Raw genomic sequence first — 18439 nt, forward strand, 5'->3', positions numbered from 1 at the left:
AACAATGAATTCATTGACGAAATAATTAGTGATTTTCACTTAATTTAGTATTTGGATCCAAAGGCCAATACATTAATACAGAACAATTTCCGCTTCGTGGGTCGTCCAAATAATCGAATAATGGTTCCACTAAAATAAATCCACATTTGGTTTGAGCCGTAACGGTTGGATCAATGATTTCGCCTTTTATTAATTTCTCGCAATATTCGGCAATAGTCATTTGGTCTTTCACTTTGTCAAATCCAATTGGCATTCCAGCTGTCATTTGACCTTTTTTTTCCAATTGTTTTGCCACCTCCTGACGTGCATTGTAAATTTGTCTTCCAATTCCTTTTCCTTGATAATCAGGATGAACTGAAACGTCTAATCCGTAAAGCCAATCCGCTTTTGGATCGTGCGTTCCCAACCATAAATTATCTGAAATCTCCAGAAAAGTATGATGTCCTTTATGGTAATTTTGCATCAAAGTTGTTGTGGCCGCAATAACTCTATCGCCATCTAATACAATCATTTGTCCTTCAGGAAAAATCTCCATATGCCTTTTATATTGCTCTTCCGTCATCAACTCTTCTTCTGATAAGGTCGGAAAAACAATTTTTTGAAGTTCGGCCTCTTGTTTTGCGTATTCTGGCCTGGCGGTTTGCAAAATGTATTTACCTAAAATTTCTTTTTTCATAATTAGAAGTATTTATACCTGATAGGTTTTAAAAAACGGTCAGGTTAATTATTATTACATTCCTCCGTAACTGATTAATTTTAATTCCAAGTATTCTTTCAATCCTTCGGAACCAGATTCGTGACCTATTCCGCTACTTTTTATTCCTACGAAAGGTAATTCAGTTCCGTGAGCTGCCCATTCATTGATTCCTACCATTCCAAACTCCAGATTTTCAGCATAGAAATTAGCCGTTTTAATATGATTCGTAAATACGTAAGAAGCCAAACCATATTCAGTATCATTTGCCCATTCGAGGACTTGTTCTTTGGTTTCGAAAGGAATCACGATCATCAAAGGACCGAATATTTCGGTTTTGATAAAAGCCTGATTTTGTCTGGCTTCAATCAAAGCCGGATGAACGAAAAATCCTTTTTCAGAGGCTTCTCCTCCAATAAGAATTGTTGCTCCTTCGCTTTTTGCTTTTTCGAGCATTGCCAAGGAATGTTTTTGCTGCGTTTTATTTATTAGCGGCCCAACAAAATCAATATTTCCACCATTAATTCCAGTTTTCAATTTCGAAATATCCTCTTTTACAATAGAGACAAATTGATTAAAAATGTCAGTCTGCACATAAAAACGTTGTGGCGACACACAAACCTGGCCACAATTTCTTAGTTTAGCAACAATTGCTTGATGCGCAATTGCTTCAACATCTACGTCTTTTTCGATAATTACCGGAGCGTTGCCACCCAGTTCAAGTGACAATTTGGTCGATGTTTTGGATGCGCCATCCATCAATATTTTTCCAACACGGGTACTTCCCGTAAAACTTATTTTTTTTAATAATGGATTTTCAATCATCTCCGTTCCTGTGGATATAGGTTCCGTGTTGATTAAGTTGAAAACTCCTTTTGGTATTCCAGCTTCGTGCAATGCTTTTGCCATATTAAAACTGGACAAAGGTGTAAATTCAGAACCTCTCATCACCACGCTACAACCTGCAGCCAAAGCAGCCGCAACGGCTCTTGCAGGATTATAAGCCGGGAAATTCCAAGCTGTAATTACTCCCACAACTCCTAAAGGTTGGTAAATAACCATCGAACGTTTGTCGATTCTACTTGATGGAATAACTCTTCCATAACTGCGTTTTCCTTCTTCGGCAAACCATTCAAAAAGATTGGCGGAAACCTGCCATTCGCCACGAGATTCGAGCATTGGTTTTCCTGTTTCTAACGATGTTTCTTTGGCGAAAGCCTCAGTATTAGCACGCATATAATCGGCTGCTTTTTTTAGAATTTCGGCTCTGAAATAGGGCGTTGTTGTCTTCCAATCTTTAAAAGAAGCATCGGCTGCAGTAATCGCATTTTTGCAATCGGTTGCATTCCCAAAAGGAACTTTATCTAAAATTTCTTCGGTAGAAGGACTTTGCAAATCCCATGTCGCACCATTAATTGCGTCGCACCATTCTCCGTTTATATATTGTTTTCTCATTTTATTAGTTAATTACTTTTGCCAAATTTTAAAACTTTGACAAAGCTGTATTTATTATATCACTTCCTTTATAGTTTCTTCTAAAATAGTCAAGCCTTTTTCCAAGAGTTCATCTTCGATAAACAAAGGGCTCAATATTCGAATACAATTCCCATAGGTTCCTGAAGTGATGACAATCAATCCTTTTGCAAGACATTTATCGACAATTGCTTTTGTTGAAACACCATCGGGCATTCCTGTTTCTGGAATCGAAAATTCGATGGCCAACATTGCTCCCAAACCTCGAACATCAGTGATGTTTTTTGGATACAAAGCCTGCCATTGATTGAATTTTTCTCTAACCACTTTACCCACTTTTTCACCAGCGGCATTAATGTTGTTTTTTTGCATATAATTGATGCTTGCTAACGAAGCTACACAACTCAAAGGTCCACCAAGATAGGTTCCACCAATAAGTCCTGGTTTTATGGCATCCATAATTTCCTGTTTTCCAATAACGGCACCAATCGGCATTCCGCCACCCATGGATTTTGCCCAGGTGGACAGATCTGGAGTCACCCCATGATGCTCATAAGCCGCCCATTTACCGGTACGACCGAAACCAGATTGCACCTCATCAAAAATCAAGAAAATGTTATTTTCGGTACAGAATTTACGCAAATACTGCACGTATTTTTTTGAAGCAGTTGTAAATCCGCCTTCACCTTGTACTAATTCCAAGATAATTGCAGCCGTTTGGGTAGCCGAAACAGTTGAAGAAAAAGTCTTGTGCAACTTCATAATCATCAAATCGTCGAATTCATCCTGAGACATTCTTTTGTTCATCGACGGTTTGTAATATGGGTATTCCAAACGATATACTTCGGGAGCATAAGGGCCTGCTCCTTCCTTGTATTTCACGTTAGATGTCAAAGTCATTGCCATCATTGTTCTACCATGAAAAGATCCGTCATAACAAATAATTCCGGCTTTTCCCGTTACGGCACGAGCAATTTTGACAGCATTTTCTACCGATTCTGCACCAGATAAAGTCAGCATTGCTTTTGTCGAATCGCCGTGTGGTAATAGTTCACACAACTTTTCGGTCAAGTCTAAATATTGCTCATATACGGAAACGTTAAATGAAGCGTGGATAAATTTATCCGCTTGACTTTTTATGGCTTCAATAATTTCAGGCACACCGTGACCGGCATTATTTACGCCAATTCCGCCTGCGAAATCAATCAATTCATTGCCGTCAGCATCAATGATTATAGAACCTTTGGCAGATTGAATACTTGATGAATTGAAAATTCCCAAAGCGTTTGGAACGCTATTTTTTCTTCTTTCGTAAAGTGTATCGGTATTTTTCATCATTATTTGCTTGATAATTTTGCTAGTTCTAAATCTGGCTGGGCAAATTTGTAAATTTTCATGTACATATTAGTTTTGGTATCAAAAATCCCATCCATAGTATGAATTTTATCTACCAATAATTCGTTTAAATGTTCCATATCGCGGCACATTACATTGGCTTCGATGTCAAAATCTCCTGAAACTAAAGCCAAGAAACTTATTTCAGGTAATTTTTCTAAATCTTCTAAAATGGAGTTCATACGTGATTTTGGTCTAACCGAAATCAATATACTCGCATAGGCATTGAACCCAATTTTGTTTGGATCAACCCTTCCTATAATTTGTAACGTTCCGTCTTCGACTAAATTAATATAACGGTGACGAATCGTACTCACGGCCACATTAATTTCTTTCGAAATTTCAGTAAAAGACATTCTACCGTCTTTTTGAAGCAATTTTAATATTTGATAATCTAATTCGTCATCTAGTGCGCTCATCTATTTTTTTCTTAATCCCTTCAGGGTTGAGTTAAATTTTATATTTTAATTCTCCGTTTATCCAAGTTTCCAATACTAAAACTTTAGAAACATCTTCTATTTCTAACGGATTCGTGTTCAAAACAATAAAATCAGCTACTTTTCCTTTAGAAAGACTTCCTTTTATATGTTCTAAATTATCGGCAATGGCACTTCCAAGTGTGTATGCTTTTAAGGCTTGCTGGAAACTAATTTTTTGGCTTTCACCAATGACAAAACCATCGGCAGCTTTCCGCGTTACCGCCGTTTCGATATTCACCCAGGGATTAATTTCTTTCACCACGGGACCATCGGTTGATAATGCCAAATTTATTCCGTTATCCAAAACGGTTTTGCAAGGATAAACCACATCTAATAATTCGTCCGGCAAAGTACTTTTGAAATTGTTTGCCAATTCATAAATGAAAATCGGCTGCATTGCGGCAGTCATATTCATCGTCTGAAAATCTTTTATATTTTCATTGGATAAAAACCCAACGTGTTCTATTCTGTGTTTTAAAGTGTTGTCAATTTTAAATAAATCGCGATAGACTCTCAATGTCAAATCGATTGCCTGATGGCCAATGGCGTGAGTCGCCACCGAAAATCCTTTGTCCACCGCTTCTTTGGCCGTTTTGTAAAACTTGTCGTAATCCAAACGCAAAACGCCTTTGTAACCCTCCGTGTTTTTGTAAGAAACATTGATTGCGGCAGTGGCCGAACTCAAGCCTCCGTCCGAAAAAAACTTAACGGTTTTAATTTGCAAAAAATCCGATTCATATCGTTCTGGTAAAACTTGAATTTCGTCGCTTCCATCAGGAATTCGAAGCGGAAAAACATTCATTCTTACTTTTAATAATCCTTCTTGATCTAGCTTGATGTAAGCAGCTAATAATTCTTCGTTTGCAGCAGGGTCAGTTGCGCTGGTAATTCCCATACTCAACAAATAATTATGTGCTTCGAGAATCATATTTTTGTATTCGTAGAAAGTAAAAGCGGGAATATTGTTCATTATCAATCCCAAAGCTCTTTCGGTGAAAATTCCCTGTAAACTACCGTCTTTATTTTTGCGTATTTCTCCTCCAAAAGGAACTTCGGTAGTTTCATCAACTTTTGAAATTTCGATGGCTTTTGAATTGGCAATTCCTATGTGAGCACAGGTTCTTATCACAAATACAGGTCTGTCGGAAATCACTTCGTCAATATCTTCTTTGGATGGCAATCGTTTTTCTTCGAGTACCATTTCATTGACACCACGCGCCATTATCCAATTCGATTTTGGGTTTTTTTGAGCGAAATCTTTTAATTTTTCTTTGAATTCAATTATAGATTTTACGCCTCGAACATCGAGCATATATGTTCGTAAATGCCCAATTTTCCATACATGAATATGAGCGTCATTCAAACCTGGAACGATTGTTTTTCCTTGAAAATTGATTTCTTCCGAAAAGGAATCAAATTGATTTCTCAAATCGGATTCAGTTCCTATGGATTCAATTTTTCCAGAATTATTAATTACTATGGAATCTGCTTTAGAGAAAGCAGATTCCATAGTAATAATATTGGCATTATGGATTAATTTGAAAGTCATTTATACTATTTTTTTTCGCAAAAAGGCAAATTACCAAAGTTTCAATAAACAATTAAATTACACTCTTTCCGCTAAAACGTCTGTAATTGCTTGTTCAATCACATCCATTCCTTCATTTAATTGTTCGTCAGTGATTACAATTGGAGGCAAGAAACGGATACAATTTGTATATAAACCGGCACGAATTAGTATCAAACCATTGGAAACACATTTTTTGATTACTGCCATAGCAAAGTCCATGTCTGGTTCTTTGGTTTTTCGATCTTTTACAAATTCAACAACAAGCATCGCTCCTATTCCACGAATGTCTCCAATGATTGAAAATTTATCTTTCATTGTAGTCAAACGACTTGTAATAATACTACCAACGTGAGTGGCTTTTGCTAAAAATTCTGGAGTGTTGATTTGTTTTACAGTTTCTAAAGCCGCAACTACAGCTAGTGGACTTCCAGAATACGTTCCTCCAACTCCACCTAAATGTGGTGCATCCATAATATCTACTCTTCCAGTGGTTGCACTAATTGGCATTCCTGAACCGATAGATTTAGCCATCGTTACAATGTCTGGAATTACTCCAGAATGTTCGATAGAGAGAAATTTTCCTGTTCGTCCTGCTCCTGCTTGAACCTCATCAGCAATAAAAACAATACCGTGTTCATCACACACTTTTCTTATTTTTTCAAGAAACCGTTTTGGAACTGGAATAAATCCACCTTCTCCTTGAACTGGCTCGATTATGATTGCTGCTACTGCAGAAGGATCAACGTGTGAAATTAGATTTTGGTCAAAACGCTCAATACAAAAATCGATGTATTCTTCTTCGGTCATACTATCTGGTTTTCTGTACACATTTGGCGAATGAAAACGGTAAATATCCGGAGCGAAATTTCCGAAACCTCTTTTGAACAAACCATATTTACTGGTCAAACTCAAAGTAAGCATTGTACGTCCGTGATACGCCCCTTCGAAACAGATTACGGCTGGTCGTTTGGTAAAATATTTAGCTGTTGAAATTGCATTTTCTACTGCTTCTGAACCAGAACAAGCCAATAAAGTTTTCTTAGGAAAATCTCCTGGAGTAATAGCGTTTAACATTTCGGCAAATTCAATGTATGGTTCAAAAGTAGTTACCAATGCACCTGTATGGATGTATTTGTCCATTTGATCTTTGATGGCATTAACAACACCTTCAGGTCTATGTCCTAAATTTACCATCCCGATTCCACCTGCAAAATCAATTAATTGATTTCCATCGACATCCCATACTAATGCACCTTCGGCTTTTTCCACAACTACTTCTGTAGATTTACCTAAACCTGCAGGCAATGCTGCCATTCTTCTTGCTAATATTAAAGCACTTTTTGGACCAGGGATTTCTGATACTTTTTTAATATGTTTCATTTCTTATTTATCTACAGTTTTTTAATAATTTATGGGTGTAATTTGGTTTTGATTTTGGAATTTTTATAATTTAAAATTAGGATCTACTGGACGATACATTAATATACTACCATATCCAGATTCAAGATCATTGATATAATTGTATAAAGGTCTAATCCATCGGAAACCAGATTTTCTTTGCGGAGTTATTGTAGGATCTGTAAACTTGTTTATTTCCAAAGCGTAACAATATTCCTCAATGGTCATTTTATCTTTAAATCTTCCGTAACCAATTGTCATTCCGGCTATAATCTGCCCTTTCAATTTCAATTGCTTACAAACTTCATTTCTTGCATTATACATTTCTGTAGAAAGCCCCAGTCCTCTGTATTCTGGTAAAACACCCATGTCAATTCCGTACATCCAATCACCGCCATCTACTTGAGCATTGGTAATCCATAAATTGTCCGTTTCTTCTAAAAAAGTACTATCGTGTTCTGGAAAGTTACATCTGAAAGTGCTAGCAGCAGCAACAATTTTTCCGTCTTCTTCCACAACTATTTGTCCTTCAAAAAAGACCTTGATATGATTAGAAAAATGATCTCTAGTCATTATTTCAGACTCATCTAAAGTAGGATAACACCTAGATTGAACGTACTCCATCTGAATTGCATCAGCTGGAGTAGCGGTTCTCACTATGAATCTATTTTCTAAAATACTTTTAAAAATCATTCCTTAAATTATAATATAAACCCAGCTATAAGGTAAACTACAGATGAAGCTACAAAAATTATTATTTGATAAGGGAATTGAGAAATTCCATGTTTCATCATATCTACTTTACAAGATTGGGCTGTAAGCACTCTATTATCAGAGAAGAAGCAAGCAGCTGCTCCCCAAACTGTTCCAGAAGCCAAAGCTCCTTGTGTTAGCCAAAAGTCAGCATGAAATTGAGCTGATAAAATAGCCGTTGTAGGAACAAGAATTGCATAAATTCCCCAATTTGAACCCGTTGCCCAGCAAATCCAAGCCACCAATGCAAAAACCACAAATGGCAATGTAGAACCGTTTAACCAACCAATTCCTTCTAGGTGTGATGCAACAAACTCATTGAATCCTAACCCATTTTGAACATCTTTTAATAAATAAGTAAAGCCTAAAACCGCTAATACAAAAGTTATAGTTTCAAGACCTTTTACAAAATTGTCTGAGATTTTATGGAAATCAACGATTTTAAATATCAAGAAATACAAATAAACAAATACACATGCTGTTGCGATACCTCTTAATGCATCAATATTTCCAAAAATATAATTTATATCGAACTCAAAAGAAGGTCCCCAATAATCAAAATCAAAAGGATAAGGAAAAACAGTACACCAAATAAGTACTATTAAAGGAAGTAAAAAATAGATAACTTTACCTTCTTTTTTATCCTTTTTATTAGTTTTTACTTTTTTCTCTTCGATAACAACAGCAGCTTCTGCGTCTTTTATTCCTTTAAAATCTGGAAGAAGCTCATAAACTACCAAAGCTCCAAGAATCAAGGAAATCCAAGCCGAAAAGTTATACGGAATAGTATGTAAAAATGCTTCAATAGGACTTGATATTACTTGTCCAGCACTATCAAGAACTCCTCCTTCAATTGAAGTCAATTGAGTTCCGTAAAAAATTGTCCAAGTTGAAATTGGGAAAATAATTGTTAACGGCACACAAACAAAACTTAATACCAAAGCAAGTTTATCTCTAGAAACTCCGAATTTATCAGTTATAGGTCTCATCGTATTTCCTACAGATAAAGCACTAAAATAATCATCCAAGAAAAAGAAAAAACTTAACCAATAGGTCATCAATAAAGATTGTTTTTTAGTTTTTACATGTTTTTCAGAATATTTACCCACTGCTTTAATTCCGCCAGAAGCAACAACCATTTGAACAAAAGCGCCATACAATATACATACTAATATTACCCATATTAATCCTCCATCATGAGCATCTCTTGCTATTGACGAAAATAATCCGTCAAACATATTTAAAGGAAAAATCATTCCTTCTCCTTCTGGAAACCATTCTGCGGATCCACCTTGTTGTGCTAAAAGCACAAATCCAATTGCGCAACCTATAATAAGAGGTTCCAATGCCTTTCTGGTAATGATTGCTATTCCTAAAACAGTAAATGCAGGAACTAGCGCATGCCAATTGATAAAATAACAAAGAACTGCCAATAATAGTAGGGCAACTCCAATAATCGTCGAAACTGATTTCATTGATTTCATTCTAATTTTGTTTTTGGTTAATAAATAATTAATAGATATTGGTTAATTTTTAAAACCATATTGACATTAAATTACGCAATCGTTATAATTGTAAATAAGTTAATTTATATATGATTTTGTTGTAAATCTAACAATATTTTTGATACTGACAAAAATTATTGTTTTTTTTATTAAAAATTGTATATTTGAAAAATATATAAATAACTTAATTATGATATTCAACGAAGTAAAAAACTTTATAAATGGGGACTTTAAATCCGGAAGTTCAAACAAAATTCATTCTGTTATATCACCTTTAGACGGAAGTGAACTAACCACATTCAAAGAATCTACAATGGAAGATTTGAATGAAATTGTTGATTTTGCAAAAAAAGCACAAAAAGCATGGCAAAAAGTTACCTTAAAAGAAAGGGTACAGGTTTTATATAAATACAAACAGTTATTGGAGAATAATAGCCCCGAACTCACTGAAATAATATATCAGGAAAACGGAAAAATTCACTCTGAAGCAAAAGCCGAAATCGACAAAGCAATCGAACTTACAGAATTTGCTTGTGCCATTCCTCAATTTGTAAATGGTGAAAATATGGAAGTAAGCAAAGGGGTCTATTGCTCATCGACTCGAAATCCTTTAGGCGTTGTAGCTTCGATAGTCCCTTTTAATTTTCCAAGTATGGTTCCGCATTGGACAGTAGTAAATGCAATTGCTCTTGGAAATGCAATGATTTTAAAACCTTCAGAAGCTGTGCCAATTAGCAGTCAATATATTGCAAAATTATTGAAAGAAGCTGGACTTCCTGATGGCTTATTCAACATTATTAACGGAACACAATCTACAGTTGAGAATCTTTGCGATCATCCAGAAATCAAAGCAATCACTTTTGTAGGTTCTACCAAAGTGGCGAAAATCGTTTATCAAAGAGCTAGCAACAATTTAAAACAAGTATTGGCTCTTGGCGGAGCAAAAAATCATATTCTTTTATTACCAGATGCACATCCAGATATGGCTTCGTCCAATATTGTTGCCTCAATGAGCGGTTGTGCCGGTCAAAGATGTATGGCTGCTGCAACCTTAATTGTCGTTGGGGATTGTGATGCCATTCTTGATAAATTAATTGGTGATGCCAATAAAATTAAATGTGGAACCACTTTAGGTGCGGTTATTTCGAAAGCTGCCAAAGATAGAATTGAAGGATATATTACCGAAGCGGAACAGCAAGGTGCCAAAATTATATTGGACGGAAGAAACACCGTTGTTCCCGGAAAAGAAAACGGATTTTATGTTGGACCAACTATTATAGACTATGCAACTGCAGATATGAAAATTGCAAGGGAAGAAGTTTTCGGACCTGTTCTAGCGATTGTTCGTGTGAAAACTGTAGACGAAGCTTTAGCTATTGAAAATGCAAACCCTTATGGAAATGCCTGTTCGGTATTTACACAAAGTGGCGGTATGGCGAATTATGTTACTGAAAATGCTTCGGCAGGAATGTGTGGAGTAAACATAGGGGTTCCAGTTCCAAGAGAACCTTTTGGTTTTGGAGGATGGAATGAGTCCCGTTTTGGTTCTGGTGATATTACTGGAAAAAGTTCTATTGGATTTTTTACCAAAGAAAAGAAAACAACTACCAAATGGAATCCTGAAGCAGGAACGAATTGGATGAGCTAAAAGAAAAGTTTTCAGTTATCAGTTATCGGTTGGCAAACCTTAAATAATTAGTAATATATTATGTTAGAAAAAGTTTCCAAAGTTGATTTTTCATATATTTATCAATTGTATATGAATCCCGAAGTAAATCCGTTTTTGTTATATGAAATGATGGATCAGGAAACATTCCAACCCATATTTGAAGATTTACTTAAAGAAGAAGTTTTATACCTATATAAAGAAAACACAAAAACAGTAGGGATGTGCAAACTCATTAGACTAAAACACAGAAACGAGCATATCTTTTATTTAGGAGGCGTAGCAATTCATCCAAATAATTTTGGAAAAGGATTTGGAAGAAAAATGATGCTTGAAATTATCGCTTTTTGCAAAAATAATTCAGTATTGAGAATTGAATTGAGTGTTGCCACTTCAAATGAAAAAGCCATTCGATTATATGAAAGTGTAGGTTTTGAAAAAGAAGGGGTTTTGAAAAAATTTACCTATTTAAAAAGTAAAAATGAATTTATTGACGAACAAATGATGGCAATAGTATTATAAAATTTAAGACATAAATAAAACAGAATCTAAGCAAAAGCTGATAATCACAGATTTTTAATAGTATAAAAATAAAACCAGCTTAAAATGGTTTTTATTGATGCCCGAAAAAAAAACAAATTATGACAAAAGAACAAATAATTTCCGACAGTAAAGAATTCAGTTTATTTTCCTGGTCAGCACAAGCAAGTGTAAATCCAATTGCTATCGAAAGAGCCGAAGGCGTGTATTTATACGAAATTGGGGGGAAACGAATCATCGATTTTTCGAGCGGATTAATGTCGGTAAATATCGGTCACGGTGACCAGCGTGTGACTGCGGCTGTTGTCGAGCAAATGCAAAAAGTAAGTTTCGTGACACCAACTTGCACTACAGAAATTCGTGCTAAATTATCCAGAAAACTAGCCGAAATCTGTCCGGGTGATTTGAACAAAGCTTTTTATACTTTGTGCGGAACTTCTTCTGTCGATAATGCCATTAAATTAGCCCGACTTTATTCTGGAAGACACAAAATCATTGGAAGATACAGAGCCTTTCACGGTGGTTCTATTGGCGGAATGTCCGTAGGTGGTGATCCAAGAAAACTGGCCAACGATTCACAACAAATGCCAAATGCAGTTCTTCTGGATGATCCCTATTATTACTTTGGAATGAATCATTTAGACGATGCAACAAAATTAAATTTAAGTTTAGAATATGTTGAAAGAGTCATTCACTTTGAAGGTAAAGCCAATATTGCTGCCTTTATTTTTGAAGGCGAAAGCGGTTCTTCAGGTTGTTTACATTATCCAAGCGGCTATTTAAAAGGCATCAAAGCCCTTTGCGAAAAATACGGAATCCTGTTTATTGCTGATGAAGTTATGAGCGGTTTTGGTAGAACTGGAAAATGGTTCGGATTTGAAAACCACGATATCATTCCGGATATGGTTTGTATGGCTAAAGGATTGACTTCTTCATACTTGCCACTTGGATGTTTAATGGTTTCCGATAAAATTGCAGCTAAATTTGAAAACTCACCAATGATGATTGGATTGACTTACAATGGCCATCCGGTCTCTTTGGCGGCAGCATTAGCTGTAATAAACATATACGAAAGTGACAAATTAATAGAAAACACTCGAAAAATGAGTGCGTATCTAGAAACTAAAATTGAGGAAATGAGAAGTAAGCACCCAAGTATGGGAGCTTTCAGAAATACAGGACTTCTGGGCTGTTTAGATATCTTGAAAAATAAAACCACAGGAGAACTTATTGCTCCTTATAATGCCAGCGGTGATGATTTGAAAGTAACGAATCTAATTGCTGCGAAAGTTAGAGAATTAGGATTGTATACTTTTGTGCGTTGGGGTTATATTTTTATCGCTCCTCCTTTGTGCATCAACGAAAAGCAAATAGACGAAGGCTTAGCAATTATCTCGCAAGCATTAAGCATTGCTGATGAATATGTGGTATAATGAAATTTAATTCCATAAAAATACCTCAAATAGTGTCACACTTTTTGGGGTAGTTTAAACTAGATTTGGAGTTTTTTTTAAAACTTATAAAAAACAATCTTTGTAAACGTTTTAACCTAAAATTATTTAGCTTCAAAAATAAAATTAATTGAGATCTTAGCATTATCGGCAATTTTACTTTTTACTAAACTAGGGATTTCAATAGCGTAATCTTGTAGTTTTACTAGAATAACGCTCACTACATTAATTTTTCCAGCATTTTGAGCAAGACTAATTTTAGTTTTAATTCTTTTCGTTACTCCATGCATAGTTAATTCTCCCTCTAAATCAAAGACCGTTTTAATTGATGATAACTTTGAGACCTCAAAATCTATAATTTCCCCTTTGAAAGTTGCTTTTGGAAATTGATCACTTTCGACATAGTTTTCATTAAAATGCTCTTCCATCAAAGGAATTTTAAACCTAAAACCTTTCACTAATACTAAAACAGCAATTTCGCCTGTTGCAGCATCAAAAAGACAAGAAGCAGTATTATGCTTAGCTGCAATTTCTTCAAAGGAAGGCATTGAAGCTTCAAATTTAATTTCTCCAGAACGAGTTATCATCTTTTGAGAAAACGAAACAGTCGATAAAATCAAACATAAAAGTAAAGTTTTATTCTTTATCATAGCTATTGAATTTTAATTAGGATATCCGTTTGCTGCCCATTTCTTGATGATATTTATATTGGTCTGAGGCATTCTTCCGCTTTGTGGCATAACTGCACCACAGGATTGATCATCAATTCTGCAAATTACAGCGCCATTTTCAGTAGCATCCCTTAGTTGGACATAAGTTTCCATTATAGGATATTGCTTTCCTGCTGCACTATGACAGGAAAGACAGTTATTCCCAATAATAGGTTTAACATTCGAAGTGTATGTCGGATTAGCAACTTCTCCTGAAATTTCATCATAAGTTGATGAATCACATGAAAACCCAACATAAAAAGTAATCATCAGAATAAAAATAATTTTTAAAGTTTTCATATTTAAAATACTCTATATAAGTTAAACCCAAAATAAATTCCTTTACCATCCGTAATTCCGGTGGCGTTTGTAAAATAAGTAATGTCGTTCATCGCTTGGCTATTCGAAAAAACCAATTGAAATACATGACCTCCAGTTTCTATGTCTAAACCAATTGTAGCTGGATTGTGATACAAACTTGTTTCCCTCGCGTTCAGCCTAAAAGTGTATTCCATATTAAGACTAATCCTTTTTGATAATTTATATCTTCCACCAAGTGCTAAAAGAAAGTCATCCGATTCTTCAAACATGGGTTCATACAAATTTTTATGAATATAAATTGGATTCAATTCCATAGACAAAGAATTCGAAAATTTTCTAGAAATTGGCAATTGCGTACTAAAAGCAAACCGATTAGATGTTTTCAATAGCGGAAATTCATCCTCACTTAACTGGGAATTAATATCCATCGTATTATAACCCACAATAGTTACCGGAAAACCATTCACTTCTTGATTCGCAAATTTATATTTTGCAGTGAACTCGTAATTTTTATTTAAGGTGTGGCGAGAAAACCCAACGGTTAACCATTCTGTCGCACCGTAAAGACCGCCAATTTTACTATTAGCATTATCGAACCCAAAGAAGTTATCAAAACCTTCTGTTAAATCTCCAAAACGATGTGCTACTATAAAATACCATTCTCCTTTCGAAGCCAGTTTCGTTGATTGCATTGTACAAACTTGCAATCCTTTGAAAGCAGCTGTTTCAATTTCTTTTTTAGAAATTGTATCTGTATCCAACTCTTTGAACAAATCATCTTGTGCATTAACAATACTAAAATAAAAAATAAAAAATAATGAGAACGCAATTTTAGATAAATTCATTTTTAATTCAATTTTACTATTAAACATTGATCTAATTTTAACTCTTCTAATAGGTCATCATAACCCGTAACTCTTCCTTTTATTTTTACTTGACTATTAAGTACTATCTGTTCCGATACTTGCAATTGACAAGAAACTTTGCCGTCTAATGTAATGACATTATCAGTCACACTGGTAACTTTTCCAGTAACCTCAACCGCTTTGTTCAAATATTTTTTTGTTGCCATTTCAGTATTGGCAGAAAACTCTGCAAAAACATCGCTTGCCGATACACTAAACTCAGATGTTTCTTTTTCTAAATCTCTTGCACCGCCAGTCATTATATAACTATAAGAAAGAAATCCCACAATAAGTATAACTGCAAATAACAAGATAATTTTAAGTTTTTTATCCATAATTTTAAAAAAAATAGAGTTTACAATAAAATAAACTCTATAAATTATTGATTTATATTTTTCTAATTCACAATAACTTTTTTCCAAGATTTTTCAGAATCGTTTTGCAATTCTAAGAGATACACCCCTGACTGCATACCATTCACATCAACTGTAACTTCTCTGGCATCATCCATCACGTCAATTGTTTTAACCAAAGAACCTGTTTGATTGTAGAGTTTTACTTTTGATAAATTAGTTCTGGTTTTAATATAAAATGCTCCCGACGCAGGATTTGGATAAATTGATGTTGCGTTTAAAGAAAAATCTTCAACTCCAAGAGTGCTAAAGGTTCCTGATGCAAACCCTCTATTACCACCGTGATTAGCTAGCGATGTACTTATCGAACCGGAGCGCGCCCAAGCTAAATCAATAGAATTGGTAGAAGCGTAGGGCAATTGAAAATCATTAGAATCAGAATTTGTTAAATCTCTTTCTAGAGTTAAGGTTCTAACACCGGTTGCAACAGTATTGCTTACTGTTGACCAATTTTGACTAGAATCAGTGGCTGGAGCCGCATACCCAACATAATTTCTATCAGACAATGCAGTAGTATAAACAAGAACATCGCCGTCTTGCATTCCAAAACCCGATTGAACACCTAAGCCCAATCCAAACCATCTATCCGAAGGACCACTTAAAACCAAAGTTACTTTGGAAGTATCATTATTCAAAGTAAAATTAGCCGTAAAATTAGAACCAAGACTGATATCTCCCGTCGACTTTGATTGCGAAAATGCAGATAAAACCAAAAAACAAAATAATAGGCTAGTAATTTTTTTCATAGTAATTTATTTTAATAGGTTTATAATTTCTTCATTATTAGAAAAAACAGCATATTCAAAAGCTGTTTTGTTCTGTTTGCATTTAATTTCTTTGCTGGCTCCCGTTTTTACTAATTTTTTGACCATTTCAACATTTTTAAATTGAACGGCAAGCATTAAAGCTGTTATTCCATTGGCATCTGTTAAATCGAGATTTACACTTTTATTAAATAGTTCGTCAACCAGTTGAAATTGATTTTTCATTACACAAGCCATTAAAGCCGTTCCATTTTTAGAAACATAATTCAAATCTGCTTGATTGTTGATCAAAAATGTAGCAACTTCTTGATTTCCTCTATAACAAGCCAAAATGAGCATACTTGATCCATTATCATCAACTGCATTGACTATGCTTTTATCTTTATCAAAAAGCAACTTTATTTCAGATAAACTTCCTTTTCTAGCTACATCAAAACAACTATTGTTTTGGGAAAAAACTACATTAATAGCTAGTAGCAAAACTAGTAGACACTTTTTTTTAGACATATTTACTATTTAATTAGCCAAATTAGTTAATATTGAAATTTATTTATGATAAACATTTGTTAATTTAATGTTAGTAATTTTCAAGCACTCAAATACAAAATTAGAATAAGAATTTGTACTATAATACTGCTTATTCCTTACCCGTTGGGTGTAATTAAATTATTTGATTTTTAATATTGTTTATTGGTCTATCAAAAATGAATTTATTTACATATTGAACCAATGTTAATGCTGTTATTTTTGCTAATATTCTTGTTTTAAATCCTTCAAAAGATTTAGCGTAATTGTTTCTAATTTTGAACTGGTCACATAATTGAGAAAATAATGTTTCAATTCTTTTTCTTGATTTTCTAAAGATATAAGCCTGTGGTTTATAATCTATTTGATTTTTTCTTTTTGGTGGTTCTAATTTGATATTTACCGTTTGAAACAAATCCAATTGAATAGTTTTTGATAAATAACCTCTATCTCCAAGTAGCACACAATCAGACATTTGTTGTTTTATATTCTTCAAAAAATGTACATCATGAACTTCTGCTTTTGTAATATCTAATGAATGAAAAATACCTGATACAGAACAAACTCCGTGAAGTTTATAACCATAAAACCAAGTGTTTTGTGAAGCACAAAATCCTTTTGATGGAGCTGCCTCAAACTCTTTTTTACAGATTTTAATTCTTCGATGAAGAGCAAATTTGCAAATCTCTAAGGGCATACTATCAACAATAAAGTAATCTTCAAACTCCAAAAAACGAGATGCTAATTTTAACCTAACTTCTTCTGAAAATAAAAATAATTTTCTTCTTCTTTTATTGAACTGACTTCGCTCAATTAAATTTGGAATTTGACTAATGTCTACCAATTTAAACAATGAGTTTTCACTGTCAATCGACATAAATTCAGCTGTCAAACTCAATGCAATAATCTCTAAATCAGACATTTTGTTCTTTCGACCAACTCCAGATTTATATTCTAATTCACAATTCAAAGAACTTATAACTTCTAAAACTCTTAAATAATTTTTAACTATATTTGTCATAAATATTGGTTGTTTAGCGACTTCAAGATACTGAATTTCAGTGTCTTGACCAACATTTAATCAATTTATTTTACTTTAAATAATTGCACCCAACGGGTTTATTCCTTATAAAATTTTAAAAAAAACTAAAATAGCAGTGCTTAAAATAATTCAAATTCAAATTATCGATTTCAAAAAACCAATAACCCAAACTCCATTAAAGTATTCACGGGTTTCGAATACCAAAACAATTCAAAATCTTTAAATCACTTTCGAAATGAGTTTTAAACTCCTGAAAAAGAGAAGTTTTAGTATTTGAAATCTATAAATTTTAAAATTTAAACTCCAATTGAGTATTAGGGTTGTTTAATCTTCCACTTTTGCGTTTGCCAAAAAGTTCAACATGAACGATATTCATTTGATCTTCGAAGATGTCACAAAGAATACTGTCCTCTATTTTTATTTTTTCAAAAGGTTTTGCAGGTTCTATTTCTAAATATACATTGACAACCTCTCGATCAATTTCGAAACCTATATACTTTTGGGATTGTTTTTTATCGTTTATTGCGATTTGCAAATGATTTTGCATGTATTGCTTTATAATAAAATCCATTTGGTTGTGCAAATCAGGAGCAGTAAAATCAATTTTGGTTTTGTTTTGTTTGCGCAGTGCATTTTCAAAATCATCGGCATATAATTTACATAAAATCTCAATACTTTTTTGTTTGCTATTAAATGATATTTCTGCAGTACTTACGTGTAATGGATGAATATCAAAAGTGTTAAAAGAATGGAAACCAAATAATAAAATGAAGAATAATACTGTTTTTGAGTATAAAAAATACATGATAAATAATATTTTTGCTAAATGAATAAA

General features: G+C 34.0%; 19 protein-coding genes. 3 read left to right on the forward strand and 16 right to left on the reverse strand.

What is annotated here, in order from left to right; all coding sequences use genetic code 11:
• Positions 1 to 25: 25 nt before the first annotated feature.
• The 8 genes from AABM59_RS06110 to AABM59_RS06145 all read right to left on the reverse strand — a co-directional run bounded on the left by AABM59_RS06110 (position 26) and on the right by AABM59_RS06145 (position 9246).
• Positions 26 to 676, reverse strand: a complete 651-nt coding sequence (locus tag AABM59_RS06110; protein ID WP_338408094.1) for a GNAT family N-acetyltransferase — start codon at positions 674 to 676, stop codon at positions 26 to 28.
• 54 nt (positions 677 to 730) lie between these two features.
• Positions 731 to 2149, reverse strand: coding sequence for an aldehyde dehydrogenase family protein (locus AABM59_RS06115; protein ID WP_338408095.1), 1419 nt, complete (start codon positions 2147 to 2149; stop codon positions 731 to 733).
• Between the two features lie 54 nt (positions 2150 to 2203).
• Entirely contained in the window at positions 2204 to 3505 is a 1302-nt protein-coding gene (locus tag AABM59_RS06120; RefSeq protein WP_338408096.1) for an aminotransferase class III-fold pyridoxal phosphate-dependent enzyme, read from the reverse strand.
• The gene (locus AABM59_RS06125) at positions 3505 to 3981 is read right to left on the reverse strand and encodes an Lrp/AsnC family transcriptional regulator (RefSeq protein WP_338408097.1); all 477 of its coding nucleotides are present in this window, start codon (positions 3979 to 3981) and stop codon (positions 3505 to 3507) included. The genes AABM59_RS06120 and AABM59_RS06125 overlap by 1 nt, the downstream gene beginning before the upstream one ends.
• A gap of 31 nt (positions 3982 to 4012) precedes the next feature.
• Positions 4013 to 5590, reverse strand: coding sequence for an amidohydrolase (locus AABM59_RS06130; protein WP_338408098.1), 1578 nt, complete (start codon positions 5588 to 5590; stop codon positions 4013 to 4015).
• Between the two features lie 57 nt (positions 5591 to 5647).
• Complete coding sequence (locus AABM59_RS06135) at positions 5648 to 6991, reverse strand: aspartate aminotransferase family protein (protein ID WP_338408099.1); 1344 nt, start codon at positions 6989 to 6991, stop codon at positions 5648 to 5650.
• Positions 6992 to 7054: 63 nt separating this feature from the next.
• Positions 7055 to 7702 (reverse strand): GNAT family N-acetyltransferase, encoded by a 648-nt coding sequence (locus AABM59_RS06140; RefSeq protein WP_338408100.1) that lies wholly within the window; start codon positions 7700 to 7702, stop codon positions 7055 to 7057.
• Positions 7703 to 7710: 8 nt separating this feature from the next.
• Positions 7711 to 9246, reverse strand: a complete 1536-nt coding sequence (locus tag AABM59_RS06145; RefSeq protein WP_338408101.1) for a Na+/H+ antiporter NhaC family protein — start codon at positions 9244 to 9246, stop codon at positions 7711 to 7713.
• Positions 9247 to 9457: 211 nt separating this feature from the next.
• Here AABM59_RS06145 and AABM59_RS06150 point away from each other — a divergent pair, with 211 nt between their 5' ends.
• From AABM59_RS06150 to AABM59_RS06160, 3 genes are all read left to right on the forward strand, one after another.
• Positions 9458 to 10915: a CoA-acylating methylmalonate-semialdehyde dehydrogenase gene (locus AABM59_RS06150; protein ID WP_338408102.1), complete on the forward strand. Its 1458-nt coding sequence runs from the start codon at positions 9458 to 9460 to the stop codon at positions 10913 to 10915.
• 60 nt (positions 10916 to 10975) lie between these two features.
• A complete protein-coding gene (locus tag AABM59_RS06155) occupies positions 10976 to 11455 on the forward strand; it encodes a GNAT family protein (RefSeq protein ID WP_338408103.1) in 480 nt (159 codons plus the stop codon).
• A 119-nt stretch (positions 11456 to 11574) separates the two neighbouring features.
• Positions 11575 to 12906: an aminotransferase class III-fold pyridoxal phosphate-dependent enzyme gene (locus AABM59_RS06160; RefSeq protein WP_338408104.1), complete on the forward strand. Its 1332-nt coding sequence runs from the start codon at positions 11575 to 11577 to the stop codon at positions 12904 to 12906.
• A gap of 122 nt (positions 12907 to 13028) precedes the next feature.
• Here the strand turns inward: AABM59_RS06160 and AABM59_RS06165 are convergent, their stop codons facing one another.
• The 8 genes from AABM59_RS06165 to AABM59_RS06200 all read right to left on the reverse strand — a co-directional run bounded on the left by AABM59_RS06165 (position 13029) and on the right by AABM59_RS06200 (position 18409).
• Entirely contained in the window at positions 13029 to 13574 is a 546-nt protein-coding gene (locus AABM59_RS06165) for a YceI family protein (protein WP_338408105.1), read from the reverse strand.
• A 12-nt stretch (positions 13575 to 13586) separates the two neighbouring features.
• Positions 13587 to 13934: a hypothetical protein gene (locus AABM59_RS06170; protein WP_338408106.1), complete on the reverse strand. Its 348-nt coding sequence runs from the start codon at positions 13932 to 13934 to the stop codon at positions 13587 to 13589.
• Between the two features lie 2 nt (positions 13935 to 13936).
• Entirely contained in the window at positions 13937 to 14800 is an 864-nt protein-coding gene (locus AABM59_RS06175; RefSeq protein ID WP_338408107.1) for a DUF5777 family beta-barrel protein, read from the reverse strand.
• Between the two features lie 2 nt (positions 14801 to 14802).
• Positions 14803 to 15195: a hypothetical protein gene (locus AABM59_RS06180; RefSeq protein WP_338408108.1), complete on the reverse strand. Its 393-nt coding sequence runs from the start codon at positions 15193 to 15195 to the stop codon at positions 14803 to 14805.
• Positions 15196 to 15257: 62 nt separating this feature from the next.
• Positions 15258 to 16019 carry a T9SS type A sorting domain-containing protein gene (locus tag AABM59_RS06185; RefSeq protein ID WP_338408109.1) on the reverse strand — a complete coding sequence of 254 codons (762 nt, stop codon included), beginning with the start codon at positions 16017 to 16019 and terminating at the stop codon, positions 15258 to 15260.
• 6 nt (positions 16020 to 16025) lie between these two features.
• A complete protein-coding gene (locus AABM59_RS06190) occupies positions 16026 to 16544 on the reverse strand; it encodes an ankyrin repeat domain-containing protein (protein ID WP_338408110.1) in 519 nt (172 codons plus the stop codon).
• Between the two features lie 154 nt (positions 16545 to 16698).
• Positions 16699 to 17532, reverse strand: a complete 834-nt coding sequence (locus AABM59_RS06195; RefSeq protein ID WP_338408167.1) for an IS982 family transposase — start codon at positions 17530 to 17532, stop codon at positions 16699 to 16701.
• Positions 17533 to 17893: 361 nt separating this feature from the next.
• On the reverse strand, positions 17894 to 18409 hold the full coding sequence (locus AABM59_RS06200; protein ID WP_338408111.1) for a DUF6702 family protein: 516 nt from the start codon (positions 18407 to 18409) through the stop codon (positions 17894 to 17896).
• Positions 18410 to 18439 lie beyond the last annotated feature (30 nt).

The sequence above is a fragment of the uncultured Flavobacterium sp. genome, from assembly GCF_963925185.1.
GTDB lineage: Bacteria > Bacteroidota > Bacteroidia > Flavobacteriales > Flavobacteriaceae > Flavobacterium.